25 protein-coding genes are annotated in these 24,490 nt (G+C 63.0%); 5 read left to right on the forward strand and 20 right to left on the reverse strand.

Annotated features, from left to right (window positions below):
• Positions 1 to 7 precede the first annotated feature (7 nt).
• On the reverse strand, positions 8 to 727 hold the full coding sequence (locus CXK91_RS11035; protein ID WP_103456175.1) for a TorF family putative porin: 720 nt from the start codon (positions 725 to 727) through the stop codon (positions 8 to 10).
• A gap of 304 nt (positions 728 to 1,031) precedes the next feature.
• On the opposite strand from CXK91_RS11035, the gene CXK91_RS11040 reads away from it, so the two are divergent.
• On the forward strand, positions 1,032 to 1,298 hold the full coding sequence (locus CXK91_RS11040; RefSeq protein ID WP_103456176.1) for a DksA/TraR family C4-type zinc finger protein: 267 nt from the start codon (positions 1,032 to 1,034) through the stop codon (positions 1,296 to 1,298).
• On the opposite strand, the gene CXK91_RS11045 is transcribed toward CXK91_RS11040, so the two are convergent.
• From CXK91_RS11045 to CXK91_RS11080, 8 genes are all read right to left on the reverse strand, one after another.
• The gene (locus CXK91_RS11045) at positions 1,299 to 2,483 is read right to left on the reverse strand and encodes a GAF domain-containing sensor histidine kinase (RefSeq protein WP_103456177.1); all 1,185 of its coding nucleotides are present in this window, start codon (positions 2,481 to 2,483) and stop codon (positions 1,299 to 1,301) included.
• 68 nt (positions 2,484 to 2,551) lie between these two features.
• Positions 2,552 to 4,024, reverse strand: coding sequence for an NCS1 family nucleobase:cation symporter-1 (locus CXK91_RS11050; protein ID WP_103456178.1), 1,473 nt, complete (start codon positions 4,022 to 4,024; stop codon positions 2,552 to 2,554).
• Positions 4,025 to 4,527: 503 nt separating this feature from the next.
• Complete coding sequence (locus CXK91_RS11055) at positions 4,528 to 5,256, reverse strand: hypothetical protein (RefSeq protein WP_103456179.1); 729 nt, start codon at positions 5,254 to 5,256, stop codon at positions 4,528 to 4,530.
• A 369-nt stretch (positions 5,257 to 5,625) separates the two neighbouring features.
• Positions 5,626 to 7,326, reverse strand: a complete 1,701-nt coding sequence (gene ureC, locus CXK91_RS11060) for an urease subunit alpha (protein WP_103456180.1) — start codon at positions 7,324 to 7,326, stop codon at positions 5,626 to 5,628.
• Between the two features lie 406 nt (positions 7,327 to 7,732).
• On the reverse strand, positions 7,733 to 8,038 hold the full coding sequence (locus CXK91_RS11065) for an urease subunit beta (protein WP_103456181.1): 306 nt from the start codon (positions 8,036 to 8,038) through the stop codon (positions 7,733 to 7,735).
• On the reverse strand, positions 8,035 to 8,544 hold the full coding sequence (locus CXK91_RS11070) for a GNAT family N-acetyltransferase (RefSeq protein ID WP_103456182.1): 510 nt from the start codon (positions 8,542 to 8,544) through the stop codon (positions 8,035 to 8,037). The genes CXK91_RS11065 and CXK91_RS11070 overlap by 4 nt, the downstream gene beginning before the upstream one ends.
• Before the next feature lie 59 nt (positions 8,545 to 8,603).
• On the reverse strand, positions 8,604 to 8,906 hold the full coding sequence (locus CXK91_RS11075; RefSeq protein WP_103456183.1) for an urease subunit gamma: 303 nt from the start codon (positions 8,904 to 8,906) through the stop codon (positions 8,604 to 8,606).
• Positions 8,907 to 9,047: 141 nt separating this feature from the next.
• Positions 9,048 to 9,881 (reverse strand): urease accessory protein UreD, encoded by an 834-nt coding sequence (locus tag CXK91_RS11080; RefSeq protein ID WP_103456462.1) that lies wholly within the window; start codon positions 9,879 to 9,881, stop codon positions 9,048 to 9,050.
• Between the two features lie 307 nt (positions 9,882 to 10,188).
• Here CXK91_RS11080 and CXK91_RS11085 point away from each other — a divergent pair, with 307 nt between their 5' ends.
• The gene (locus CXK91_RS11085; RefSeq protein ID WP_103456184.1) at positions 10,189 to 12,183 is read left to right on the forward strand and encodes a methyl-accepting chemotaxis protein; all 1,995 of its coding nucleotides are present in this window, start codon (positions 10,189 to 10,191) and stop codon (positions 12,181 to 12,183) included.
• 114 nt (positions 12,184 to 12,297) lie between these two features.
• On the opposite strand, the gene urtE is transcribed toward CXK91_RS11085, so the two are convergent.
• From urtE to urtA, 5 genes are all read right to left on the reverse strand, one after another.
• A complete protein-coding gene (urtE, locus tag CXK91_RS11090) occupies positions 12,298 to 12,996 on the reverse strand; it encodes an urea ABC transporter ATP-binding subunit UrtE (protein ID WP_103456185.1) in 699 nt (232 codons plus the stop codon).
• Positions 12,997 to 13,169: 173 nt separating this feature from the next.
• Positions 13,170 to 14,021 (reverse strand): urea ABC transporter ATP-binding protein UrtD, encoded by an 852-nt coding sequence (urtD, locus tag CXK91_RS11095; protein ID WP_103456186.1) that lies wholly within the window; start codon positions 14,019 to 14,021, stop codon positions 13,170 to 13,172.
• A complete protein-coding gene (urtC, locus tag CXK91_RS11100) occupies positions 14,018 to 15,097 on the reverse strand; it encodes an urea ABC transporter permease subunit UrtC (protein ID WP_103456187.1) in 1,080 nt (359 codons plus the stop codon). The genes urtD and urtC overlap by 4 nt, the downstream gene beginning before the upstream one ends.
• On the reverse strand, positions 15,094 to 16,665 hold the full coding sequence (gene urtB, locus CXK91_RS11105) for an urea ABC transporter permease subunit UrtB (protein ID WP_103456188.1): 1,572 nt from the start codon (positions 16,663 to 16,665) through the stop codon (positions 15,094 to 15,096). The genes urtC and urtB overlap by 4 nt, the downstream gene beginning before the upstream one ends.
• A gap of 204 nt (positions 16,666 to 16,869) precedes the next feature.
• On the reverse strand, positions 16,870 to 18,138 hold the full coding sequence (gene urtA, locus CXK91_RS11110; RefSeq protein ID WP_103456189.1) for an urea ABC transporter substrate-binding protein: 1,269 nt from the start codon (positions 18,136 to 18,138) through the stop codon (positions 16,870 to 16,872).
• A 322-nt stretch (positions 18,139 to 18,460) separates the two neighbouring features.
• Between urtA and CXK91_RS11115 the strand changes: the two genes are divergently transcribed.
• A complete protein-coding gene (locus tag CXK91_RS11115; RefSeq protein ID WP_103456190.1) occupies positions 18,461 to 19,090 on the forward strand; it encodes a pseudouridine synthase in 630 nt (209 codons plus the stop codon).
• A 19-nt stretch (positions 19,091 to 19,109) separates the two neighbouring features.
• On the opposite strand, the gene CXK91_RS11120 is transcribed toward CXK91_RS11115, so the two are convergent.
• The 5 genes from CXK91_RS11120 to CXK91_RS11140 form a co-directional block, all read right to left on the reverse strand.
• Entirely contained in the window at positions 19,110 to 19,328 is a 219-nt protein-coding gene (locus tag CXK91_RS11120) for a DUF2788 domain-containing protein (RefSeq protein ID WP_046161811.1), read from the reverse strand.
• A gap of 175 nt (positions 19,329 to 19,503) precedes the next feature.
• A complete protein-coding gene (locus tag CXK91_RS11125) occupies positions 19,504 to 19,896 on the reverse strand; it encodes a globin (protein ID WP_103456191.1) in 393 nt (130 codons plus the stop codon).
• A gap of 165 nt (positions 19,897 to 20,061) precedes the next feature.
• Positions 20,062 to 20,541 carry an Lrp/AsnC family transcriptional regulator gene (locus tag CXK91_RS11130; RefSeq protein WP_058065057.1) on the reverse strand — a complete coding sequence of 160 codons (480 nt, stop codon included), beginning with the start codon at positions 20,539 to 20,541 and terminating at the stop codon, positions 20,062 to 20,064.
• Positions 20,542 to 21,274: 733 nt separating this feature from the next.
• Positions 21,275 to 22,165 (reverse strand): cation diffusion facilitator family transporter, encoded by an 891-nt coding sequence (locus tag CXK91_RS11135; RefSeq protein ID WP_103456192.1) that lies wholly within the window; start codon positions 22,163 to 22,165, stop codon positions 21,275 to 21,277.
• 25 nt (positions 22,166 to 22,190) lie between these two features.
• Complete coding sequence (locus CXK91_RS11140; protein WP_103456193.1) at positions 22,191 to 22,607, reverse strand: polyribonucleotide nucleotidyltransferase; 417 nt, start codon at positions 22,605 to 22,607, stop codon at positions 22,191 to 22,193.
• Between the two features lie 216 nt (positions 22,608 to 22,823).
• On the opposite strand from CXK91_RS11140, the gene CXK91_RS22900 reads away from it, so the two are divergent.
• Both CXK91_RS22900 and CXK91_RS11150 read left to right on the forward strand, forming a co-directional pair.
• On the forward strand, positions 22,824 to 23,327 hold the full coding sequence (locus CXK91_RS22900) for a hypothetical protein (RefSeq protein ID WP_256055740.1): 504 nt from the start codon (positions 22,824 to 22,826) through the stop codon (positions 23,325 to 23,327).
• A gap of 59 nt (positions 23,328 to 23,386) precedes the next feature.
• Positions 23,387 to 23,851 carry a DEAD/DEAH box helicase gene (locus CXK91_RS11150; RefSeq protein WP_103456194.1) on the forward strand — a complete coding sequence of 155 codons (465 nt, stop codon included), beginning with the start codon at positions 23,387 to 23,389 and terminating at the stop codon, positions 23,849 to 23,851.
• Positions 23,852 to 23,878: 27 nt separating this feature from the next.
• Here CXK91_RS11150 and CXK91_RS11155 read toward each other — a convergent pair whose 3' ends face one another.
• Positions 23,879 to 24,478 (reverse strand): DUF6088 family protein, encoded by a 600-nt coding sequence (locus CXK91_RS11155; protein WP_015275564.1) that lies wholly within the window; start codon positions 24,476 to 24,478, stop codon positions 23,879 to 23,881.
• Positions 24,479 to 24,490 lie beyond the last annotated feature (12 nt).

The raw sequence follows: 24,490 nt of genomic DNA on the forward strand, positions 1-24,490 counted from the left end.
ACCGGGCTCAGAAGAACGAGCGTTCGGCCTTGAACATCATGAAGCCCTCGCAATAGGCGTTCTGGCCTGAATAGACGCCACACTGTGCGCCGCGCAGGCTCGAGTCGCTGTAGGACAGGTCCATTTGCATGCCCAGCAGCGAGCGGGAAAGGTTCAGCGACCAGTCGTTGAATACCCGCACGCTGCCGCCGGGGTGGTACATGGGGCTGTCCATCGAGTGGCTGGCGTACTTCATCCGTACTCCGACATCGAACGGCCGCAGCGCTCCAAGCTCGAGAAACAGCGTGCTGTCCGTTCGTCCCAGCGAACTGCTCATCGCGCCGCCCAGACGGCTACCGCCGAGGTTGATGCCGGCGTAGTACTCCTCGCGGTTTCTCGTTTCGACTTCGGGGAAGCTGTAGCGGATCACACCCAGCTCATAGCCCACCGAGTCGTCGAGCCGCGGTTGGGCATAGCCGACGTAGCTGTTGAGTTCCAGCTGGCTGCCGTCGAACAGGCCGACGCTGGGCGACCACTGACCGACATACACGCCGCTGTCATGGGTCAGATCCAGGCCGCCACGAAACGTGCTGGCCGTGGTGGGCTGCACCAGGCCCTGGGCCATGCTGCGCGTTGGTGCTGTGCCAAGTTTAAGATCGAATTGCCCAACCTCGCGCTCGACCACCTCTGGCTGGCTGGCACAGCCGCCAAGCAGGATGATCAGCGCTATGAGATATCTATAGTCCATACACCGCTTCGCTGGTGATGTGTCTGGTAGGCCGACCAGTGACGACCACGATAAGAGAAGGACGAGCCAGAGCGCTCCAGCGCGGCGGCTTTGCCCTCCTGGTTATTCGGGGCCGAGGATAGACAACGCAGTCGATAGGCGGGCCCCACTCGTCGATTTGGCGCCAGTGAATCGACAGGCGGTGCCGGTGCGCCGGCGAGGCGATAATCCGTCGCGGTCGACGCTTAAATTGAAACGTCCGGTGCAAATGTGGTTCGAATGCGTACATCCCACGAACGCGTCCGGACGGGCAGAGGAGGGTGCGATGGCCACCGGTTGGGCAAACGAGGGTGCGGTACAGGAGCAGATCGACAGCACCATCGAAGACGCGGTGCAGCGCGCACGCAGCCGGCTCGGGCGTGGTGAGAGCCTGAGCCACTGTGAAGAGTGCGGAGAAAAGATCCCGGAGGCTCGGCGGCAGGCCGTTCCCGGCGTTCGGCTGTGCGTCAAATGCCAGGCTGAGCAGGACAAGGAGGAGGCCAAGTTCAGTGGCTACAACCGTCGCGGCAGCAAGGACAGCCAGCTGCGTTGATCAGGCGCGCTGGACAGGCATCGAGAAGGTGAAGGTGGTACCCGCTTCGGCGCTGGAGGTCACGTGCATGTTGCCGCCATGGGCCTGCGCGACCTGATCGACGATGAACAGTCCGAGTCCCAGGCCGTTGCGTGGGATCTCCACGTCGCCTTGCCAGTAGGCGTGAAACAGTCGCGCGAGCTTGTCCGGCGCAATAGGTGTGCCGCGGTTGTGTACCGAGAGCTGGAAATGTTCATCGACGATTTCCGCCGCCACGATCACCGGGCCCGTGGTGGCGCCGTGGTGAAGCGCATTGGTGACCAGATTGGCCAGCAATTGGGCAATTCGGTCCGGGTCGCACTCGAACGCCTCCAGTTCTGGCAATTGCTCGAGCAGCACCCGGCGTGGATGAGCCGCGCGCAGCTCGTTGACCACCTGTTGCAGGGTGAGGTGAAGATCGGCTGCGGCCGTCCAGTTCAGCGGTATGCCATTGCCGAGCTGCCCGCGGGCGAAGTCCAGCATGTCGTCGACCATGCGCGAGGCGCGCTGGCTGGCGGCGCGCACATGCTCGGCGAGCTGCTGCGTGCCGCGCTCGTTCGAGCGCCTGACCAGCAAATCGCTGGCCGCCTGGATGGAGGCGAGAGGGGTACGCAAGTCATGGCCGAGCAGCGCAATGAACTGCTCGCGCTGGTGCCCGGTGGTGCGTTCATTGGCGAGTGCGGTACGAGTGGCTTGCTGCTGTTCCTCGGCGTCGATCTGCAACGTCAGCAGGCGCGCAAAGGACTCGAACATCGCAAGTGTGGCTGGATCAGAGAGCTTTTTCGGGAGCGGATCCAGTGCGCAGAGCGTGCCGAACATACTGCCATCGGCGCGCAGCACCGGCACCGAGATATAGCTTTCGAAGCCGTACATCTGCGGCGTGTGATGATTGCAGTAGTCGGGATCGGCACTGACGTCGCTGATGATGATCGGATGGTGCGAGGCATGGATTTCGCTACACAGGGTCGTGGTGACATCGAGCTCACCGCCAACCTTCAGACCGAACTCGATGCGGTCGAGCACCGCGCAGGCGGTCCAGGAGGTTCCGGTGACACGGGCGACGGCTGCGAAGCGCAAGCCGGTCGTCTCACTGACGACCTGCAGAATGGCCGGTACGGCGCTGATGCGCTGGACGGTGAGCAAGTCGTCGAGGATGGATTGCGCCATCGGCAGAGCTCTGAACGATGAAAAAGGCCGGGCACTTTAACATGCCCGACCTGCCCAACCGGGCGCGCTCAGCCGAGCGGTGCGGGTTGTGCTGCGCTGGCGAGCAGCGAATGTTTGCGCATCAACCCGTAGTGCAACACGCCGCCGAACAGTGCGCCGAGCAGCCAGGCGAAACCGGACAGGTTTTCCAGCCCTGGCATCCACACCGAGGCTACGGAGAACACCGCGCTGATGCCGAATGCGATCATCGCCTTGCGGTTCCAGCCGGCATTGAAGTGGTAGATACCCGCGCGTTCAGCGGAGAACAGCTGTTGCACGTCCAGATGCTGGCGGCGAACCAAGTAGTAGTCCGCGACGATGATGCCATACAGCGGTGCGAGCACCGCGCCAAGCGTATCGACGAAGGCGGCAATACCGACCTCGCTGATGAAGGCCACCCAAAGCGCGCCGATGAAAAAGGCGATCCCGGCGGTGATGAAACCACCGGTACGGGCGCTGATTCGGGCCGGTGCCAGGTTGGCTATGTCATAGGCTGGCGGGATGAAGTTGGCGACCAGGTTGATGCCGACCGTGGCGGCAAAGAAGGTGATGGCGGCGACTACCGTCAGGGTGACGTTGTCGATGCGCGCAACGATGTCGGTGGGGTTGGTCAGCGTTTCGCCGAATACCACGACGGTTCCGGCAGTGATCACCAGCGCAATCAGCGAGAAGATAGCCAGGCTTACCGGCAAACCGAGGAAGTTGCCGATACGCATCTGCCGCTCGTTCTTCACGAAGCGGGCGAAGTCACCGTAGTTGATCACCACCGCTGCGAAGTAGGCGACCATGGTGCCGACTACCGCCGCGAACGCGGCAATTGGCCCGCCGGCATGCTCACCGCTGCCGCTGAAGATGCTGCCCAGGGCGCCGAGCAGGTTTGGCCCCGCCTGATACCAGATCGCGACCATCAGCACGATCATCACCACATACACCAGCGGGCCGGCCCAGTTGAGAAAGCGTGTCACCCAGTCGACACCGCGGACGAATAGCGCCACCTGGAACACGCAGACGATCACATACGCGACCCAGTCGATGGCGGTCAGGCCAAGTAGGGTCGCCGCTTGTGGATCGCTGCCCATGAGTGCACGAATCAGCAACGCTACCGCTGTCGAGGCGAAGTAGGTCTGCACGCCGTACCAGAAGATCGCGACGATGCCGCGCACTACGGCTGGGAAATTCGCGCCGCGCACGCCCATGCTCGCACGGGCCATCACAGGAAACGGGATACCGTATTTGACGCTGGGCTTTCCGGTGAGATGCACCAGGCCCATCACGATAAAGCCGGCGACGACGATGCCAGCCAGCACCGCCCAGCCGTTGAGGCCATAGCTGATGAACAGCGTGGCGGCCAGGGTGTAGCCGAACAGACTCTGAATGTCGTTGGACCACACATTGAATATCTCGAACCAGCCCCATTTGCGGTCTGCAGGGGCGAGGGGGGCGAGGTCGGCGTTGTACAGACTGGGGTCGATCTGCTTGATCTGAAAGTCATCGTGTTTCATTGGGAGGCGCTCTGAGCAAGACTGTGGATTTTTGTATGCAGTTCTTGTTCCGCGTACGGCAGAGCTCGCGAAATATCGAGGCGCGGGCACGGTGTGGCGCTCCTGCGATTCCACAATTCTAGGCCTCCGGGCGAATTTCGCCTTGGAATTTGTATACATTATGGGTGGGTGAAATGAGCTGCCATTGGCGTGGGCGCCATGTATCAATGCATCAATGGTGGGCTTCGAATCTAACCTTGCACCAGGCGAGTGCGTGTTTCGGTCGGTGTGGTTGAGATGGCGTGACCGGCGAAACGAGATATGGGCACCGCGGCACTGCGCGTCGAGCTGGAGTCATATGACGGAGGGATACAGGCAGCTGAGGGGCCGCGTGCATCGAGGCGGCTGAGTGTGCTCTGGGACAGCAGCGGCGGTGAAGCGACTCGTTAAGTCATCCATGGAAACCCAGACCCCGCACGGGGTCTGGGCGTCTTCAACGGTAGCTGAACCAAGTGCGCTGCTGATTACTGCTGCGTCACGATGGCCATGTTGTTGCTGCCGGTCTGGCTGACGCTGGCGAAATCAGCGAAACCTGCCTGAGTCACGTTGGCGAAATTGTCCATGCCACTTTGCAAGATAACGGCCTGGCTCGATTCGCCGAACTGTTCGACCAGCGCGAGGTTTCCGTCGCCTTGCTGCATCAGGTCAACGGAGTTGCCCAGGCCCGCCTGATCGATGTCAGCTACGTTCATGTTGCCGGCTTGGCTCACATCAATGCTGCCTTCCTGGCCGCTCTGCACGATCATCGCCTCGTTGCCTTCGCCGAACTGATCAACGGCGGCGCTGTTGAACGCGCCGTCTTGCAACAGCACGACATCGTTGCTCAGTCCGTCTTGAATGACGTCAGCGCTGTTCGCCAAGCCTGCCTGCTCGATGAGCGTGCTGTTGTCAGCGCCGTACTGGCTAACGTAGGACTCGCCCTCTACGCCGGTTTGAATGACATCTGCCTGGTGCAGAGCACCTTGCTGGGTCACTTCGGAAAAGTTGTCCTGGCCCGTTTGAGTGGTCGTGGCGATATTCTGCTGCGACGCACCGGTCTGATAGATGTACGAAGCCTGGCCGACACCTTCCTGATAGATATCGGCAACCTGGTCAAAACCGTTTTGTTCGATAACCGCTTCACTGCTGGCCGCAAAAGCCTGGGTAGCGGATACGGCGAGTACAGCAGCGAAAAGCGCGTTGATTTTGAACATCGATTGTTTCTCCGTAGGATTCAGTCAGTCGCACAGCCGTGTGACGGCTAGCGCGGTTACCCGACAACGCACACCTTCCCCGAAAGCGGACCCAGCAATGCCTACCTTGCCCTTGGTCGCTAGTGCTCGCTTCGCATCCATGCATCCGTGGGTAGGGTGTCGCGTCTGGGGTACGCAGAAGGTAATTGGATCCCCTGCTTTCCCAATCCGTCGAACGGTTGATTCATTCGCAAACCGACGAAGTGCAGCGCAGACGCCGTCCTTGACGGAGTCGTATGAACCCGCACGATTCTTGGCTCTTCGCTGCAATGCCCGATTTGATGCGGGCTCGCCGTATCCTTGATACGACTGCCTCGGTGAGCCCGTAGGTCAGAACAGGAAATAGCGCTGCGCCATCGGCAGTACGTCGGCCGGCTCGCACCAGAGAAGTTGGCCATCTGCGCGGACCTGATAGTTCTGCGGATCGACCTGGATGTCCGGTGTGTAATCGTTGTGGATCAGGTCCTTCTTCTGCACCGAGCGGCAGCCCTTCACCACGCCGATCTTCTTCTTCAGCCCCAGCTGCTCGGGAACGCCGGCATCGAAAGCGGCCTGGCTGATGAAGGTGAAGCTCGAGGCGTGCAGCGAGCCGCCGTAGCTGGCGAACATCGGGCGGTAGTGCACCGGTTGCGGCGTCGGGATCGAGGCGTTGGCATCGCCCATCAGGCTCGCGGCAATAGCGCCGCCCTTGAGAATCAGCGTTGGCTTCACGCCGAAGAACGCTGGCCGCCAGAGCACCAGGTCGGCCCACTTGCCGACTTCGATGGAGCCCACCTCGTGGCTGACGCCGTGGGTGATCGCCGGGTTGATGGTGTACTTGGCGATGTAGCGCTTGGCGCGGAAGTTGTCGTTGCTCGCGCCGTCGCCGGGCAGGGCGCCGCGCTGCTTCTTCATCTTGTCAGCAGTCTGCCAGGTGCGGGTGATCACCTCGCCGACGCGGCCCATGGCCTGGCTGTCGGAGCTGATCATCGAGAACGCGCCGAGATCATGCAGGATGTCTTCGGCAGCGATAGTCTCGCGACGAATCCGGCTCTCGGCGAAGGCCACGTCCTCGGCGATGCTTGGGTCGAGGTGGTGGCAGACCATGAGCATGTCCAGATGCTCATCGATGGTGTTGCGGGTGAATGGCCGCGTCGGGTTGGTCGAGCTGGGCAGCACGTTGGGCAAACCGCAGGCCTTGATGATGTCCGGCGCATGACCGCCGCCGGCACCCTCGGTGTGGTAGGTGTGGATGGTGCGGCCCTTGAATGCGCCAAGGGTCGTCTCGACGAAGCCGGACTCGTTCAGGGTGTCGGTGTGGATCGCCACCTGCACGTCGTACTGGTCGGCCACGTTCAGGCAGTTGTCGATGGCGGCGGGCGTGGTGCCCCAGTCTTCGTGCAGCTTGAGGCCGATGGCACCGGCTTTCACCTGTTCGATCAACGGCTCTGGCAGCGAGGCGTTGCCCTTGCCGGTGAAACCGATGTTCATCGGGAAGGCGTCGGCGGCCTTGAGCATCATCGCCATGTGCCAGGGGCCGGGGGTCACCGTGGTGGCGTTGGTGCCGGTGGCCGGCCCGGTGCCGCCGCCGATCATGGTGGTGACGCCGCTCATCAACGCTTCTTCGATCTGCTGCGGGCAGATGAAGTGGATGTGCGAGTCGATGCCGCCGGCGGTGAGGATCATCCCTTCGCCGGCGATGACTTCCGTCGCGGCGCCGATGGCGATGGTCACGTCGGGCTGGATGTCCGGGTTGCCAGCCTTGCCGATGGCGGCGATGCGTCCGTCCTTGAGCCCCACGTCGGCCTTGACGATGCCCCAGTGATCGAGGATCAGCGCGTTGGTGATCAGCGTGTCGACCACGTCGGCGGCGCACAGCTGGCCCTGGCCCATGCCGTCGCGGATGACCTTGCCGCCGCCGAATTTCACTTCCTCGCCATAGGTGGTGAAGTCCTTTTCGACCTCGATCCACAGCTCGGTATCGGCCAGGCGCACCTTGTCGCCGACGGTGGGGCCGAACATGTCGGCGTAGGCTTGGCGGGAAATCTTCATTGGCGCTTCCTGATCGTCCGTATTGGCTCTGCCCTCACCCCAACCCTCTCCCGGAGGGAGAGGGGGCTGATCGGCGTTGGTCCACCCGTCACGCGGGCTGCTTTTCTGCTCTCTCCTCCGAGGGAGATGGAGCAGCGGTGTAGTCTGTGTTCCTTGCCCTCACCCCAACCCCAACCCTCTCCCGGAGGGAGGGGGGCTGATCGGCGCTGGTCCATCCCGTCGCGCGGGCTGCTTTTCTGCTCTCTCCTCCGAGGGAGATTGAGCTGCGCTGTAGTCTCTGTTCCTGCATTGCCCTCACCCCAACCTTCTCCTGGAAGGAGAGGGGGCAGATTGGCGTTGGTCCATCCCGTCGCGGCGGTTGCTTTTTCTCCCTCTCCCCCTGGGAGAGGGCTGGGGTGAGGGGCTTCTAGAGTGCGCCCATCACCCGTCCGGCAAATCCGTAAACTTTTCTCTCGCCGGCCAGGTCGACCAGCTCCACCTCGCGGGTCTGTCCCGGTTCGAAGCGCACCGCGGTACCTGCCGGGATGTTCAGGCGCATGCCGCGCGTGGCGGCGCGGTCGAAAGCTAGCGCGTCGTTGGTTTCGAAGAAGTGGTAGTGCGAGCCGACCTGGATCGGTCGGTCGCCGCTGTTGGCCACGGAGAGGGTCATCGTGCGGCGGCCGGTGTTGAGCTCGATGTCGCCGTCCTGGATCTGGTATTCGCCGGGAATCATGGTAGGGACGTCCTGTTGAGGGTCAGTTGCATCATGGTCAGGTCCAGCCAGCGGCCGAACTTGCAGCCGACCTGGCGCATCTGGCCGACGTGGATGAAGCCGAGCTGCTGGTGCATGTGCACCGAGGCGCGGTTCTCGCTTTCGATGAAGGCGACCATCACGTGCTTTTCCAGCTGCCGGGCGCGCTCGATCAGCGCTTTCATCAGGCTCCGCCCGATGCCGCTGCCGCGGTGGTCTGGGCTGACGTAGACCGAGTTCTCCACGGTATGGCGAAAGCCGTCATGGGGCCGCCAGGGGCCGAACGAGGCATAGCCCGCTACCCGTCCCTGCTCGTCGATCGCCGCCAACACCGGGTTGCCCTGTTGCTGGCGCTCATCAAGCCAGGCCTGGCGGTTGGCCAGATCCACCGGCGTGTCGTTCCAGATTGCCGTGCTGTTCTGCACGGCATCGTTGTAGATGAAGAGGATGCCTTCGAGATCGGTTGGGCGAGCGTCGCGTATCAGCACGTTGCAATCCTTAGGAAGTGGTCTGAGTGCGCGCAGGGCGCAGAACATTGACCAGTCTCTCAGGCAATTGGTTGATGAACGGTGACAAGCTTGGTGCCGTCCGGGAAGGTAGCCTCGACCTGGATCTCCGGAATCATCTCCGGCACGCCTTCCATCACCTGTTCGCGGTTGAGCAGGGTGGTGCCGAAGTGCATCAGATCGGCGACCGTCCGGCCATCGCGCGCGCCTTCGAGCAGTGCGGCGGAGATATAGGCCATGGCTTCCGGATAGTTGAGCTTCACCCCGCGCGCGAGGCGGCGCTCGGCCACCAGGCCGGCGGTGAAGATCAGTAGCTTGTCCTTTTCTCTTGGCGACAAATCCATAACAGCTCCAGTCGTAGGGTGGATGTGGCTTTTCACATCCACCGGCTCGTGGCGGCAAACCACGAGGCGTTATTCAGGGCAGCGTGCACGCAGGCGCGCCAGGGTAGGGTAGGCAACGGCGCAGTCTTGTCCGCCGATTGTTCAGGTACTCCAGATTCGTGGTGGAACGGCCTCGCGGCCCAGCAGTTCGGGACGCAACAGCCGCCACAGATCAATCAGCCAGGCGCGAGCATGCAGCGCTTCGTCGGCCAGGCAGCGCGCCACCACCAGACCGGGTAGCTGGGTCACGTCGCCACGTACTCGGCTGGGTAGATCGCGGCAACGCTCCATGAGTTGGGCATCGATTTCGCCGCTGACGATCAGCGTGGCGAACACCGAGCGTCCGTCTAGGCCGATCGGCGAATCCAGCAGGCCGTCGCCTCCGGCGATGCGCTGGCGTTCGTGCCAGATGAGCTGGCCATCGCGGCTGATATCCAGGCGCGCCTGGAAATGCCCGGCGTCGAAGCGCTCGCTCGCCGCCGGCCGGCCGAGCGCGACCATGTCCCAGTAGAACAGCCGGGCGTCGCCTTCCAGCTCGATGACTGTGCTCAGCTCTGCCTGCGCCGCGGAGTAGACGATGGTCTCCTGCGGGAGCCATTCCAGCGTGGCGCCGGCCTCGACGCGCAAGCGCAGGTCCTGAAACGCCGGGCCGACGGCGCGATACCACTTGGCCGCGCCAGGACTGGTCAATTGCGCCCAGGCGTCGGCCGCCACGTGGGCGTCGATCGTCAGCCGGTCGCCACCGGCGATACCGCCCGGTGGGTGCACGATGATGTGCTGACAGACTTGCGGTCCTTCTGGATAAAGATGTTTCTGCACGCGCAGCGGACCGCTGTGGCGACGCAGCACGGGACGCGTCGCTTGCCCGAACGCGGCGTAGCGGAGGCTAAGCTTCGCTTCCCAGCTTGGGGAGAACGACGAATTCGCTGCAGTCATGATCGGCACGCGGTGGTTATGTTGGCTGAACTTCAGCAATAGTCGTGCCTTCTGCGCCATTGCGGTGCAGAAGAGCCGTCGGGCCTTTGGGGATTGGCGATGTGATCAGAAAGCTGACCTGTGCTGCCTGAATAGTGAATTGCACCAGGTTGGCGCGGCGCAAGGCGGGGGTGGATGTATTGCACGGTTATGGTGCGTTGCATCGATTCGATGTCCGACCGCCCGTCGCTCCATTTCTTCTGGCGCTCAATGCTGTGGGCGACCGGCCGTAACCCTGCATAACGTAGGTTCCTCGCGGAGTTGTTGCATGTCCTTTATTCCCACCCGGATCGCCTCGCGAATGACGCTTGGTGTTCTCCTTCTTCTGCTGTTCACGGCACTGGCCATTTTTGCGGTCATGACCTTGGGCGGCAAACCCCGGCTCGTCGCCACGGGAACGGCCGCAGCCGAGCAGTCGGTCACTGCTTTGGCCCGACAGCTGACTGTGCAACTCAGCCGTATCGAAGGAACGACCGCGGCCATGGCGCACCTGGCCGAAACGATGCCCAATGAAGAGTCGCTGGCGATGTCGGTGCTGCCGAACCTCATCGACGGCAAAGGCGATGAGGCGATTGCGGGTGGCGGTTTGTGGCCGGAGCCCAACGCGTTTGCTCCCGGTGTCGAGCGGCGCAGTTTCTTCTGGGCCCGTAACGAACGCGGCGGGCTCGATTATTCGAACGACTACAACATGCTGCAGACACCGGCCTATCACGCCGAGTCCTGGTACAGCGATGCTCGCTCGGCAAAGCCCGGACGCTGTGTATGGTCCGATGGTTACCTGGACACGGTCAGCGGCGTGGCAATGACCACCTGCAGCGTTCCTTACAAGCGCGGGGGCTCTTTTGCCGGTGTCGCCACCCTCGATCTCAAGCTGGATGGCCTGGCCAGCTTCCTCGAAGCAAACGGTGGCGTGACTGGAGGCTATGCCTTCGCACTCGATCAGGCCGGCAATCTGCTGTTCTTTCCTGGTGTAAAGGCCAGCGGCGGCCTGCCGACAATCGGCGATCGCGTGCGTGAGCAGCCCTGGCTTAGGCCCATTGCCGACGCCATTGCCACCCGCGGTGCTGGGGATATCACCCTGTATCTCGAACACGACGGTCTGGTGAACGGCCCGGCCTACGTGACGCTGGAAACCATGGAGGGCACGGGTTGGCGCGTTGGCCTGGTCACCCCTGAGGCGAACGTTACCGGACTCGCTGACGAGCTGACCACGCAGATGCTGCTGCTCCTGCTTCCATTGCTGGCCGTGCTGCTGGGCGTCGCCTGGTTGGCAGGCAGGCGTCTGCTGGCGCAGCTTGACGAAACTACCGGCCAGATCGAGCGGCTCGGGCAGGGCGGTGGACGCGATGATGCGCAACTCGAGGTACGTCGCGCTGATGAGCTCGGTGCGCTCCGGGACGCGGTCAACCGCTACGCGGGCTCGCTGCGCGAAATGCTGCGGCGCATTGGCGACGAGTCGGCGAGCCTCGAACGGCAGGCCGATGATCTGGCGCGGCTGTCGATCGGCCTCGCTGATCGCGCCGAAGCCCAGCGGCAGGACAACACCTTGTTGGCGACTGCTATCACTGAAATGTCCGCCAGCGCGGCGGAGGTTGCGCACAACACTACCGATTGCTCGGATACGGCCCGTCATTCGCTGTCCACGGCTGAGCAGGGGCAGGGGCAGGTACAGCGAAACAGCGAAGTGATCGGCAGCCTGGCAGGCGACATCACTCACGCCGCCTCGGCGATCACTCGACTGGGCGAGGACATCGAGCGCGTCGGCAGCGTGCTGGACGTCATCAAATCCATCTCGGAACAGACCAACCTGCTGGCGCTCAATGCGGCCATCGAAGCGGCACGGGCGGGCGAGCAGGGCCGCGGTTTCGCCGTGGTCGCCGACGAAGTGCGGACCCTCGCGGGCCGCACCCAGAGCTCTGCCAATGAAATCCAACAGATGATCACTCAGTTGCGCCAAGCTTCCGCGCAGGCTGTTTCGACCATGCAGGCAGGTGCGCAACGTACCCATGAAGCCGTTCAGCAGGCCGATGGCGTGGCCGTGACGCTTGGCCATACCGTCTCCAGCTTCGATGACATCGTGCAGCGTGCTCAGCAGATCGCGGTTGCCGCGCAGCAGCAGAGCCATGTGACGCAGGAGATCAACGAGCTGGCGGTGCGCATTCACACAGCCAGCGAGGAGGGCGCGCGCGATGCCGCCAGCCTGCGCGAGCTGGGCCAGGGCATGCAGGCAATTTCTCAACGATTGGCTGGGATGAGTCGCTGATAGACACGGCCCGCGGCATACGCGCCCCTTGCGTACAGCGCTCCAAGCGCCAACAGCCCCGCCTTGTGCGGGGCTTTTCATCGCAGCAGCGAGGCTGCGCTCATAACGGCCGTGTTAAATCGCTACTAAGCCACGCACACCTTCGGCTTCCATGGTCTCGCCGCGGCCGTGCTGGACGATCTCGCCGCGGCTCATTACCAGGTACTGGTCGGCCAGTTCTGCCGCGAAGTCGTAGAACTGCTCCACCAGCAGGATCGCCATGTCACCGCGGGCGGCGAGTTTCTTGATGACCACGCCGATCTCCTTGATCACCGAGGGCTGGATGCCTTCGGTGGGCTCGTCGAGGATCAGCAGTCGTGGCTTGCTGGCGAGCGCGCGGCCGATGGCCAATTGTTGCTGCTGACCACCCGACAGGTCGCCGCCGCGGCGGTGCTTCATTTCCTTCAAAACCGGGAACAGCTCGTAGATGAACTCGGGTACTTCCTTGGCTTCCTTGGTGCTGAAGCGGGATAAGCCCATCAGCAGGTTTTCCTCGACGGTCAGGCGGCCGAAGATCTCCCGCCCCTGCGGCACGTAGGCGATGCCGGCATGCACGCGTTGGTGCGGTTTGAAGCCGGTGATCGGCTTGCCTTCCCAGCTCACCGCGCCTTCCTTGGCCGGAATCAGGCCCATCAGGCACTTGAGCAGGGTGGTCTTGCCGACGCCGTTGCGCCCGAGCAGGCAGGTGACTTCGCCAACCTTCGCCTCGAACGAGAGGCCGCGCAGGATGTGGCTGCCGCCGTAATACTGATGCAGTTGCTGGACTTGCAGCATGTGCGACTCCTTCACTTGGTGGATAAGCCTCTGGCGTTATCCACCCTACGATTAGGTTTTGCGTTGATTCGGGCATGGGCATTCGGCGGGCGTAGGGTGGATGACGCTTTATCCATCCACCGTGGAATGGCATTGATGGATCAAACCGGCCTCATTCACCCCTGCGAGCCGCTCTACCGCCCCAGATACACCTCGATCACCCGCTCATCCGCCTGCACCTGTTGCAGCGAACCCTCGGCCAGTACCTGGCCCTGGTGCAGCACGGTGACGTGATCAGCGATGGTTTCGACGAACCCCATGTCGTGCTCGACCACCATCAGCGAGTGCTTGCGTGCTAGCGACTTGAACAGCTCGGCGGTGAATTCGGTTTCGGCATCGGTCATGCCCGCTACCGGCTCGTCGAGCAGCAACAGCTGGGGCGATTGCATCAAGAGCATGCCGATCTCGAGGAACTGCTTCTGCCCGTGAGACAGCAGCCCGGCTGGGCGCTGGCGCGACTGGTCGAGGCGGATAGTCTCGAGCACTTCGTCGATGCGGTCCTTCTGCTCGCCGGAAAGCCTGGCCCTGAGGCTCGCCCACACCGACTTGTCGGTCTTCTGCGCCAGCTCGAGGTTCTCGAATACGGAAAGCGCCTCGAACACCGTTGGCTTCTGGAACTTGCGACCGATGCCGGCCTGGGCGATGTCCACCTCGCTCATGCGGGTCAGGTCCAGAGTTTCGCCGAAGTAGGCGCTGCCGCTGACCGGGCGCGTCTTGCCGGTGATGACATCCATCATGGTGGTCTTGCCGGCGCCGTTGGGGCCGATGATGCAGCGCAGCTCGCCAACGCCGATGTACAGGCTGAGGTCCGTCAGCGCCTTGAAGCCGTCGAAGCTGACGTTGATGTCTTCCAGGCTGAGGATGGTGCCATGGCGCACATCCAGGCCCTTCTCGGCAACTCGGCCGAGGCCGATGGCATCGCGGGTCAGGCCGCCGCCGGTGGGGTCGAAGCCGTCGATGACGGCGCTGCAGGGTACGGTTTTCATTCTTCGCCCCTCCGCTTGATGAGGCCGATGACGCCCTTGGGCAGGTACAGGGTGACGACGATGAACAGCGCGCCGAGGGCGAACAGCCAGTATTCGGGGAGGGCCACGGTGAACCAGCTCTTCATGCCGTTGACGATGCCGGCGCCAAGCAGCGGGCCGATCAGCGTGCCACGTCCACCGAGGGCCACCCAGACGGCGGCTTCGATGGATTGCGTCGGCGCCATCTCGCTCGGGTTGATGATGCCGACCTGCGGCACATAGAGCGCACCGGCGAGGCCGCAGAGCACTGCCGACAGCGTCCAGATGAACAGCTTGTAGCCGCGCGGATCGTAGCCGCAGAACATCAGCCGGTTCTCCGCATCACGCAACGCCGTCAGCACCCGACCGAACTTGCTGCGCGCCAGCCGCCAGCCGAGATAGAGGCTGCCAACAAGCAGGAGAACAGTGGCGAAGAACAGCGTGGCGCGGGTCGCCGGGGCCGAGATCGAGAAGCCGAGAATGGTCTTGAAATCGGTGAAGCCGTTGTTGCCGCCAAAGCCGGTCTCGTTGCGAAAGAACAACAGCATGCCGGCGAAGGTCAGCGCCTGGGTCATGATCGAGAAGTACACGCCCTTGATCCGCGAGCGGAAGGCGAAAAACCCGAACACGAAGGCCAGTACGCCCGGAACCAGCACCACCAGGCACATCGCCCAGAGAAAGCTCGACGTGCCGTACCAGTACCAGGGCAGCTCGTTCCAGGCGAGGAAGCTCATGAACGCTGGCAGGCCGTCACCGGCGCTCTGGCGCATCAGGTACATGCCCATGGCGTAACCGCCGAGGGCGAAGAACAGCCCGTGGCCGAGGGACAGCAGCCCCGCGTAACCCCAGACCAGATCCAGCGCCAGGGCGACGATGGCGTAGCAGAGGATCTTGCCCACCAGCGTCAGGGTGTAGGCCGAAACGTGCAGGGCATGCTCGGCCGGCAGCAGGTGCAGCAGCGGCATGGCCAGCAACACGACCAAAGCGATACCGAGGGCGACGGCGGTGAGTTTCGGCCCGGCTTTCTGTGCGGCGGTGAGGGTAAGTGGCTGGTTCAATCGATGACCCTCCCCTTGAGAGCGAATAGTCCCTGCGGACGCTTCTGGATGAAGAGGATGATCAGCGCGAGGATGAGGATCTTGCCCAGTACCGCACCGATCTGCGGTTCGAGAATCTTGTTGGCGATGCCAAGGCCGAAGGCGGCGAAGATACTGCCGGCCAGCTGGCCGACGCCGCCCAGCACGACGACCAGGAAGGAATCGATGATGTAGCTCTGGCCGAGGTCCGGGCCGACGTTGCCGATCTGGCTCAGCGCCACACCGCCAAGCCCGGCGATACCGGAGCCCAGCCCGAAGGCCATCATGTCGATACGCCCGGTCGGCACGCCGCAGCAGGCAGCCATGTTGCGGTTCTGCGTCACGGCGCGCACGTTCAGCCCCAGGCGCGTCTTGTTCAGCAGCAGCCAGGTCAGCAGTACCACGAACAGCGCGAAGGCGATGATCACCATGCGGTTGTACGGCAGCACCAGGTTCGGCAGCACCTGCAGACCGCCGGACAGCCAACTCGGGTTGGCCACCTCGACGTTCTGAGCGCCGAACAGCACGCGCACCAGCTGGATCAGGATCAGGCTGATGCCCCAGGTAGCGAGCAGGGTTTCCAGCGGACGGCCGTAGAGATGGCGGATCACCGTGCGTTCCAGCGCCATGCCTATGGCGGCAGTGACGAAGAAGGCCACCGGCAGCGCCACCAGCGGGTAGAACGCCAGCGCGTCGGGTGCGAGCCGCGCCATCAGCACCTGCACCATGTAGGTGGAATAGGCGCCTAGCATGAGCATCTCGCCGTGGGCCATATTGATCACGCCGAGCAGGCCGAAGGTGATCGCCAGCCCGAGGGCGGCGAGCAGCAGGATCGAACCCAGCGACAGACCGCTGAACGCCTGACCGAGCAGTTCGCCGATCAGCAGTTTGCGTTTGACTTGCACAAGGCTGGTCTCGGCGGCCTTGCGCACGCTCTCATCGGTTTCCGCTTCATCGGCCAGCAGGTTCTCCAGGCGCACGCGGGCCAATGGCGCACCGGTTTCGCCGAGCAGGCGCACCGCGGCGAGGCGCACTGCGGGGTCGCTGGCGGTCAGCTGCAGGTTGGCCAGCGCCAGGGTCAGTGCCTCGCTGACGGCAGCGTCTTCCTCGACGTCCAGGCGCTGCTGGAGCAGTTCGAGCTGTTCCGGCTGACCGCTGCGCTGCAAGCGCTTGGCAGCGGCCAGACGCTGCGCCGGGTCGTCGGCGAACAGCTGATGGCTGGCCAGCGCCGTGTTGAGCAGACCGCGCAGACGGTTGTTCAAACGCAGCTTCTTCGGCGTGCCGACGGGCTCGGCGTCGCCTTCGAGCGCGCGGTAGACGCCGTTTTCGTCGATAAAGGCTGTCTTGTTATCGTCGATCACGACGCGGTTGGCACGCAGCGCTTCGATCAGCTCCAGCCTCTCGGGCATTGGAGCGGTGGACCAGGCTTCCAACAGCTTGGCCTGTGTGGCCGGGCTGGCTTTGGCGTAATCGGCTGCGTCTCCGGCGTGAGCTGCCCAGGGCAGGGCCAGCAGGAGCAGCAGGAAAATGCGGTACAGGGCAGTGGACATGTAAGTTTTCCCTAGCGGGCGCTCTCTTGGTGGAGCGTTTAGGCGGTTGATTCGTAGTTGTCGGTCCGGTGGGCTCTTGCCGTAGGGTAGGCTTCAGCCCACCAGTAACGTCATTGGTGGGCTGAAGCCCACCCTACGGACTGTGCGACATCTGCTGGTAGGCCGAAGCGGAACGCCGCCCGGCCCACCCTGCGGACCTAACCCTTAGTTCGACTTCACCGCGTGATCCGGCTTCTTGTCGTTGCCCGGGATGTACGGGCTCCATGGCTGAGCGCGGATCGGGCTTTCGGTTTCCCAGACCACCGAGAACTGGCCGTCGTCCTGGACTTCACCGATCATCACCGGCTTGTGCAGGTGGTGGTTTTTCTCGTCCATGGTCAGGGTGTAGCCGCTCGGCGCCTTGAATGTCTGCCCAGCAAGGGCGTCGCGGACCTTGCCGACGTCGGTGGTGCCGGCCTTCTCGACCGCCTGGGCCCACATGTTGATGCCGACGTAGGTGGCTTCCATCGGGTCGTTGGTTACGGCCTTGTCGGCGCCCGGCAGGTTCTTGGCCTTGGCGTATGCCTTCCATTTGCTGACGAACTGTTCGTTGACCGGGTTCTCCACTGACTGGAAGTAGTTCCAGGCAGCCAGGTGGCCGACCAGCGGCTTGGTGTCGATGCCGCGCAGCTCTTCTTCACCGACAGAGAAGGCCACCACCGGGACGTCAGTGGCGTCCAGGCCCTGGTTGGCCAGTTCCTTGTAGAACGGCACGTTGGAGTCACCGTTGATGGTCGACACCACGGCCGTCTTGCCGCCGGCGGAGAACTTCTTGATGTTGGCGACGATGGTCTGGTAATCGCTGTGACCGAAGGGGGTGTAGACCTCTTCGATGCTGGATTCCGGCACGCCCTTGCTGATCAGGAAGGCACGCAGGATCTTGTTCGTGGTACGCGGGTAGACGTAATCGGTGCCAAGCAGGAAGAAGCGTTCGGCGCTGCCGCCGTCTTCGCTCATCAGGTACTCGACCGCCGGGATGGCCTGCTGGTTTGGCGCGGCGCCGGTGTAGAAGACGTTAGGCGACAGCTCTTCGCCTTCGTACTGCACGGGGTAGAACAGCAAGCCGTCGAGTTCTTCATAGACTGGCAGTACGGATTTGCGCGAAACGGAAGTCCAGCAGCCAAAGGTCACCGCGACCTTGTCCTGGGTCAGCAGCTGGCGCCCTTTTTCCGCGAATAGCGGCCAGTTGGAGGCTGGGTCGACTACCACCGGCTCGAGCTGCTTGCCGAGCACGCCACCCTTGGCGTTGATCTCGTCGATGGTCATCAGCGCCATGTCTTTCAGGGACGTTTCCGAAATGGCCATGGTGCCGGACAGCGAATGCAGGATGCCGACCTTGATGGTCTCGGCAGCCTGCAGAGTGAACGGGAACAGACCGCTGAGCATCAGGGCACTGGCAGCGAGGGTGGACTTCAGTAGGGGACGGCGTTTCATTGTGGGCGGCTCCTTGGCTGTCCATGCGCAACTGTGGGGTTGGTCCATGGGGACTGGGAGCGCTATCGCAGCATCCGTGCCAGTTTCGCCGGGAGCCCTCTACCACTGGGGTTTGCCGGCGTTGTGCGCGGTGCGCTTAAACGGGGCGTTGCCTTGGTGTGGTGCGAAAACGGGGCGGCGTTCAGCTCATGGGGCAGCGCCTTGCACGTTTGTGGTGCGAGCGTTTGATGGGTGGCAGTGGTTGTAGTGGCGGCGCCGAGGCTGGGCGCTTGCGAGCATCACCGGCTAGCCCTAGCATGGCGGGCCTGTTCTGGGAGCCTTCATGCCGCGCACTTCTCGTCCCCGCCCACCGCGCGCTGTCGCGGGGCGTACACCACCGCGTCGGGTCGCCAAAGCGCCGCCCGCCGAGCCTCGCCTACTGGTGCTGAACAAGCCGTTCGACGTGCTCACGCAATTCAACGATGCCGATGGCCGCGCGACGCTGAAGGATTTCGTGCAGGTGCCGGGCGTCTATCCGGCCGGCCGGCTGGATCGGGACAGCGAAGGTCTGCTGCTCTTGACCAACGACGGCCAGTTGCAGGCGCGTATCGCCGATCCAAGGCACAAGCTGCCCAAGACCTATTGGGTGCAGGTGGAAGGGGAGGTGACTGACGAGCAGCTGCAGCGGCTGCGTGCAGGCGTCGAACTCAACGACGGCATGACCCTGCCTGCTGAAGCTCGGCAGTTGGATGAGCCTGAGCTGTGGCCGCGCAATCCGCCGGTGCGTTTTCGCAAGAGCGTGCCGACCAGGTGGCTGGAGCTGGTGATTCGCGAAGGACGCAACCGGCAGGTGCGGCGCATGACTGCTGCGGTCGGACTGCCGACCTTGCGGCTGGTGCGCGTGCGGATCGGGCCGTGGACACTGGAAGGTCTACAGCCTGGGGAATGGCGGGAAGTGCCGGCGCATATGTGACGCCGGCCGTGGCATCAGCTCAGTGCGGAATGCCCTGAGTCACTTCGATGACGTAGCCAATGATTGGCTTGGCGAGGAATGCGAACAGGCACAGGCCAAGGCCGAGAAACAGAATGGCGGTGCCGAGACGGCCAGCCTTCGACTTCTTGGCCAGGTCCCAGATGATGAAGGCCATAAAGGCCATCAGCCCGCCGACGAGCACGATCATCATCCACTTTTCGAAAACTTCGGGCTCCACAGGGATCTCCTGACTGACTTCGACGAATGCACCCGTGGCAGGCCGGGCGCGAAAGCGGCGCAGTATACGCCGCCAGCAAGTGGCGCGTGTGCCACCGCTGGTTGGACGGTCGTGGTCCGAAAGCGTTCGGATCGAACGGGCCGGGCACTGCTGCGGCGAATTGTCTCGCCCCCCTTCAGTAGCCGGCCTTGATCACGTCGATGCCCTTGTTCAGTACCGTGCGCCAGGCCTGCAGGTCCTGCTGTTCCAGCTCCCCGTCATGCTGGCTGATGGTCTTGAGCAGCGCCGCAATCCAGAGGTCGTAGAGCTCCGGGTGAATATTCAGGTGCTCGCGTGAATGGCTCTTGCCGAGCGCGCGGAGCTTGGTGTCCGGCATGCCGCGGGCGAATAGCACCAGGTTGAGAATGCCAGCGCGCAACAGCTGTTTTTGCGCAGTCATGTCGGTGCGGACGAACTTCTCCCTTATCGCAGGCGAACTGGCGAGGAAGGACGCATAGAAGTCATCGAAAAAGTCGGGGCTGGCACAGCAGCGGCCGTAACTCTGCATGACGCGGTTGGTATCTTTCATGGGCATTCCCTTGCACGAGGGCATTTGCAACGAAGCCTGCGAGTGAGCGGGCGATTGGGCTGCCCGCCCTGGCCGGCAATGTTCCGGTCGCGGGGCGGTGCAGAAGGGGGCGGATTATAGGCAGTAACCCTTCGAAATGTGCGGGTGCAAGGTGTGAGCGGTATCTCAGCTTCGCAAGTGCTCCAACGGCAGCTCGGTGCTTGACGACACCTGGCGCAAGACGAAGCTGGAACGCACGCTGGAGACACCTTCGATGCGGGTGAGGGTACCCAGCAGAAACTGCTGGTAATGCTCCATGTCGGGCACGACGACCTTGAGTTGGTAGTCGGCGTCCATGCCGGTAACCAGGCTGCATTCGAGCACTTCGGGGCATTTGCCGATCACGCCTTCGAAGTGCTCGAAGCGCTCTGGTGTATGGCGGTCCATGCCGATCAGTACGTAGGCGGTCAGTGTCAGGCCGAGCTTCTTTCGGTCGAGCAGGGCAACTTGGCGGGCGATGTAGCCGTCGTCTTCCAGCTGTTTGACGCGCCGGGAACAGGGCGAGGGTGACAGGCCGATACGTTCGGCGAGGTCCTGATTGGAGATGCGAGCGTCGTGCTGCAATTCGGCGAGGATGCGTAGGTCGTAGCGGTCGAGTTTGCTCATCTTCGGTCTCTTTTATGTTCCAGTTGCGTCAGATGATTAGTTGGTAGCGTTGGATTGCGCAAGTAATGCTTTTTTACGCAATATTAGCAATCCTCTGTCGGATGCGGCGGCGTAAGCTTTATCTCAACTTCAGCCCCCGGCAGAAACGGACACGGCACAGGATCCCCGCCGTGACCACCGAAAGCCTTACCAAGGTCGACGGTCCGGGCCCCCGGTGCTCACGAGGCGCCGCGCGAAGAAGCCGTTACCATCGGCCCGACGAATCGAAGAGACCACGCCTAGGCGTGGTCTTTTTCGTTGTGGGTGTGAAATGGTAGGCGCCCGTCTGTCTTTATGGCGAAGGACGCGGACTCACCACGCGTGCCTACGCAAGGGCGCAGGCACGAGCCGGTCACATCAAATTGCTTCTTTTCCACAATGCGAGGCCTTTCAGGCAACGCTAAATGCCCCTTCAGGAGGCCGAATGGAATCGCGGCGCAGAAGGGAGAGCGGCACGGATGCCGCGATAGGACTGGGCGTCCCCCCGTGAAGGGCCATGGATGGCCCTTGCGCGGCGACCCTCGGAGCCGCGGTGAAATGAGGGAAGCCGAGCGCAGCGAGACCCGGATGCGGGGGCAAAGCGTTTTTGGTTACTTTTTCGGCGTTTGGAAAAAGTGACTCGCCCTGCAGGGCGAAACGAAGCCATCAGACAGCGCCCAAAATCGGCCATTGGAAATGGGTCCGAAAACTGCAATCACCGCTTCGGCGGCGCCACCTCAAGCGGATCGGCATGCACCAGCACCTCGGCATTCGGATAGCGATCATGAATCGCATTCTCCACCGCCACGCACAGATCATGCGCCTGGGACAGCGGCAACTCCCCCGGCAACTCCAGGTGCAGCTGAACGAACCAGCGCGTGCCGGAAATGCGTGTGCGGAAGTCATGGCAGCCGTGCACACCCGGCACTTCGCAAACCAACGTCTGCATCTGCTCGCTGATCTTCGGCGACAGCTCGGTATCCATGAGCACCGCGCCGGCCTCGCGGACGATGGTGATCGCACTCCACAGGATGTAGAACGCAATACCGATACCGAACAGCGCATCGGTCCGCTCCCAGCCAAACCCGGCGAGGATCAGCGCGACGAGGATGCTGCTGTTGAGCAGCAGGTCGGAGCGGTAGTGCAGCGAGTCGGCGCGAATGGCGGTCGAGCCGGTCAGCTTGACTACATGGTGCTGGTAGCTCAACAGGATGGCGGTCATCAGCAGCGAGAAGAGCATCACGGCAATGCCCACGCCCTGCGCACCCAGCGGCTGTGGATGCAGCAGACGGTCGACACCCTGAACGCCGACCAGAATCGCGCTGACGCAGATGAAGGCAGCTTGACCGAGTCCGGCCAGCGCTTCGGCTTTGCCGTGGCCGTAGCGATGGTCGTCGTCGGCGGGGCGTAGCGAATAGTGCACCGCCAGCAGATTGAGCAGCGAAGCGGCGCCATCGAGTAGCGAGTCGGTGAGGCCGGCGAGCAGGCTCACCGAACCGCTCAGCCACCAGGCTACGGCCTTGCTCAGCGCCAGCACGATTGCCGTCGCCAAGGCCGCGGCAGTGGCCCGGCGCATGAGCCGGGCGTGGTCGCGGTTGATGCTCATCGGTGACCGTTATCCACGCGAATCATCAGACCGCGGGACGCAGACCGAAGGCTGCCAGTTGCTCGACGCTGCCGTTGTGCTGGATCAGCCGCGGGTCGTCCAGCGGCAGGCTGCGGCCGGTTTCCGACTCGATAATGGCTTTCAGGCGTGCCGGGTCGATCTGGCCGTCGGCGCCAATGGCTTCCTGCAGTTTTTCCGGAGCCATCGAGTACTGATCGTCGGGCAGGTAGATCGCGCCGGTGGCGAAGTCGATGCCAAAGGCGATCAACCCCGGAATGACATAGAACAGCAGGCCGACGGCATTGAGCACAGCGACGGCCGGGTCGATACGGCCTTCGATCTGCCCGCGGCGATCCGGGTAGAACAGCGTGCCGCAAGCGGTCAGCTGGGTGAACAGGGAAGCGGCCAACACGCCGCCGATGATTCGGTTACGAGTACGCATAAGGACCTCCTGGGAAAAAGTTGCGCAACTATACAAGGGCTGAACAAGGGCTGGATGATGTTTTCTCGACATCAGACCATGCTGCGCCTACGGGTGTTCGGCGGGGCGGGTAACGGATGCGATCAGCTTTACCCAGTCCTTACCCTGGCCTGACGATCAGTTGAACGAGCCGGGCAGATAATCGCGCTGCGTATCCATCTCATCTGGAGCTCAATCATGTCCTGGTCATTGCCGCGCGCGCTTGGCGCCGTTCTATCAATCTGCATCGCCTTGCCGGTCATTGCCGCACCGCCTGGTTCAGGACCAGGCCCAGGCATGCACCGAGCGCCGGCAGCACCGGGGCCGCATCATCTGCCGGGCCCCCGTCACGGCCACGGCCTGCCAGCCGGGGCGCGGGAAGTGTGGATTGGCAGCGTGCTCTACTTCATCGCCGCCGGTACCTATTACCTGTGGAACTCCGAGCGCAATGTCTACGAGCCGGTCAGCCAGCCGCCGCTGCCGGTCAGCGAGGCCACGCGATATGATGTCATCGCCTATCCGGCCAAGGGCCAGAGCGCCGAGCAGCAGAGCCGCGACCGCTACGAGTGCCATACCTGGGCCGTGAGCCAGAGCGGCTTCGATCCGGCCAGCGCCCAATCGGCGCCCGCCGCGGCCATAGGCGATACCTACAAACGCGCGCTTGGCGCCTGCCTGACCGGACGCGGCTACAGCGTCAACTGATGCGCTCAGCTCTGGGCTGACGCTTCAGTTGTTGAGTCGTCAGCCCTAAACGAGTACCCATGAATTCCCTACCGATCGACGAAGTCCTGCCGGCGTTGCGCCAGGCTCTGCAGCAGCGCGACGAAGCCGTGCTCGAAGCGCCGCCCGGCGCTGGCAAGACCACTCGCGTGCCGCTGGCGTTGCTGGGCGAAGCCTGGCTGGCTGGGCAGTCCATCGTCATGCTCGAACCGCGCCGCCTCGCCGCCCGCGCTGCGGCCGAACGGTTGGCCAGCGAGCTGGGTGAGCGGGTTGGTGAAACGGTCGGTTACCGCATCCGCCTGGACAGCAAGATCGGCCCGAACACCCGCATCGAAGTGGTCACCGAAGGCATTCTTGCGCGACGCCTGCAGGACGACCCGGCACTCGAAGGTGTCGGCCTGGTGATCTTCGACGAATTTCACGTTTTGCTAAATGCGCAGGAAGTCGCATTGTCTTGTCAGAAAAGCCAGCCACGTCTCGCCTCAGGCTTTGGTAGCTGCCAGTAGGTGGAGTCGGGTAGGTGCTATTGCGCACTACTCAATCTCCTTGGCAGCAAAGCGCAATGCCGACCGCATCCACTCCGGCATCTTGCAGGCCCGGAGCTTCATCAGCTCTTCGCCGCTCAGCGCACTAACAATCTTGGAAACCACATTAGCGGACAGCCCTTCTTTCCCGATGTAGTAGAGAGCAGTAAGCGCCACACCTACCGTCGTGCCGGCGTGCTGCAAGCGGTCCTTGGATACGTGGCGGAGGCGAACCACCGCATTGCCAACCTTGATCTCGCGAGTAGATCCGCTGGTGTAAAAGGTCGGCAACACCTGCATCTGTGTGCTGAGGCCCAACCTCCGAACAGCCTCCGCGCCGTGTATCTGGATCGTCTCGCCGTTCGCCTTCGTGATGACCTCCACGACAGCCAGCGGACTCGGGCGCACCACCCTGCCGGTGTACTTGCTCATTTTGGGGCGCATGTAGACACCGCGAGCGACTCGCTCCAGCGTGCCTGATTGCACCAGCCTAGAAAGCGCTTTATTAATCGACGCACGGGAACCGACCTGCGCGAACACCGCGCCGGCAAATGGCCTCCCCTTTGGCATGTGCTTGACTCGATTTAAAATAGCTTGCGCGACGGACATATGAGCCCCAAA

The organism is Stutzerimonas stutzeri (assembly GCF_002909485.1).
GTDB classification, from domain to species: Bacteria; Pseudomonadota; Gammaproteobacteria; order Pseudomonadales; family Pseudomonadaceae; genus Stutzerimonas; species Stutzerimonas stutzeri_AH.

Bases quoted from the DNA above. Each gene is read 5' to 3' on its own strand.
- CXK91_RS11035 (WP_103456175.1), bottom strand. From the start codon at position 727: ATGGACTATAGATATCTCATAGCGCTGATCATCCTGCTTGGCGGCTGT.
- CXK91_RS11040 (WP_103456176.1), top strand. From the start codon at position 1,032: ATGGCCACCGGTTGGGCAAACGAGGGTGCGGTACAGGAGCAGATCGAC.
- CXK91_RS11045 (WP_103456177.1), bottom strand. From the start codon at position 2,483: ATGGCGCAATCCATCCTCGACGACTTGCTCACCGTCCAGCGCATCAGC.
- CXK91_RS11050 (WP_103456178.1), bottom strand. From the start codon at position 4,024: ATGAAACACGATGACTTTCAGATCAAGCAGATCGACCCCAGTCTGTAC.
- CXK91_RS11055 (WP_103456179.1), bottom strand. From the start codon at position 5,256: ATGTTCAAAATCAACGCGCTTTTCGCTGCTGTACTCGCCGTATCCGCT.
- ureC (WP_103456180.1), bottom strand. From the start codon at position 7,326: ATGAAGATTTCCCGCCAAGCCTACGCCGACATGTTCGGCCCCACCGTC.
- CXK91_RS11065 (WP_103456181.1), bottom strand. From the start codon at position 8,038: ATGATTCCCGGCGAATACCAGATCCAGGACGGCGACATCGAGCTCAAC.
- CXK91_RS11075 (WP_103456183.1), bottom strand. From the start codon at position 8,906: ATGGATTTGTCGCCAAGAGAAAAGGACAAGCTACTGATCTTCACCGCC.
- CXK91_RS11080 (WP_103456462.1), bottom strand. From the start codon at position 9,881: ATGACTGCAGCGAATTCGTCGTTCTCCCCAAGCTGGGAAGCGAAGCTT.
- CXK91_RS11085 (WP_103456184.1), top strand. From the start codon at position 10,189: ATGTCCTTTATTCCCACCCGGATCGCCTCGCGAATGACGCTTGGTGTT.
- urtE (WP_103456185.1), bottom strand. From the start codon at position 12,996: ATGCTGCAAGTCCAGCAACTGCATCAGTATTACGGCGGCAGCCACATC.
- urtD (WP_103456186.1), bottom strand. From the start codon at position 14,021: ATGAAAACCGTACCCTGCAGCGCCGTCATCGACGGCTTCGACCCCACC.
- urtB (WP_103456188.1), bottom strand. From the start codon at position 16,665: ATGTCCACTGCCCTGTACCGCATTTTCCTGCTGCTCCTGCTGGCCCTG.
- urtA (WP_103456189.1), bottom strand. From the start codon at position 18,138: ATGAAACGCCGTCCCCTACTGAAGTCCACCCTCGCTGCCAGTGCCCTG.
- CXK91_RS11115 (WP_103456190.1), top strand. From the start codon at position 18,461: ATGCCGCGCACTTCTCGTCCCCGCCCACCGCGCGCTGTCGCGGGGCGT.
- CXK91_RS11125 (WP_103456191.1), bottom strand. From the start codon at position 19,896: ATGAAAGATACCAACCGCGTCATGCAGAGTTACGGCCGCTGCTGTGCC.
- CXK91_RS11130 (WP_058065057.1), bottom strand. From the start codon at position 20,541: ATGAGCAAACTCGACCGCTACGACCTACGCATCCTCGCCGAATTGCAG.
- CXK91_RS11135 (WP_103456192.1), bottom strand. From the start codon at position 22,165: ATGAGCATCAACCGCGACCACGCCCGGCTCATGCGCCGGGCCACTGCC.
- CXK91_RS11140 (WP_103456193.1), bottom strand. From the start codon at position 22,607: ATGCGTACTCGTAACCGAATCATCGGCGGCGTGTTGGCCGCTTCCCTG.
- CXK91_RS22900 (WP_256055740.1), top strand. From the start codon at position 22,824: ATGTCCTGGTCATTGCCGCGCGCGCTTGGCGCCGTTCTATCAATCTGC.
- CXK91_RS11150 (WP_103456194.1), top strand. From the start codon at position 23,387: ATGAATTCCCTACCGATCGACGAAGTCCTGCCGGCGTTGCGCCAGGCT.
- CXK91_RS11155 (WP_015275564.1), bottom strand. From the start codon at position 24,478: ATGTCCGTCGCGCAAGCTATTTTAAATCGAGTCAAGCACATGCCAAAG.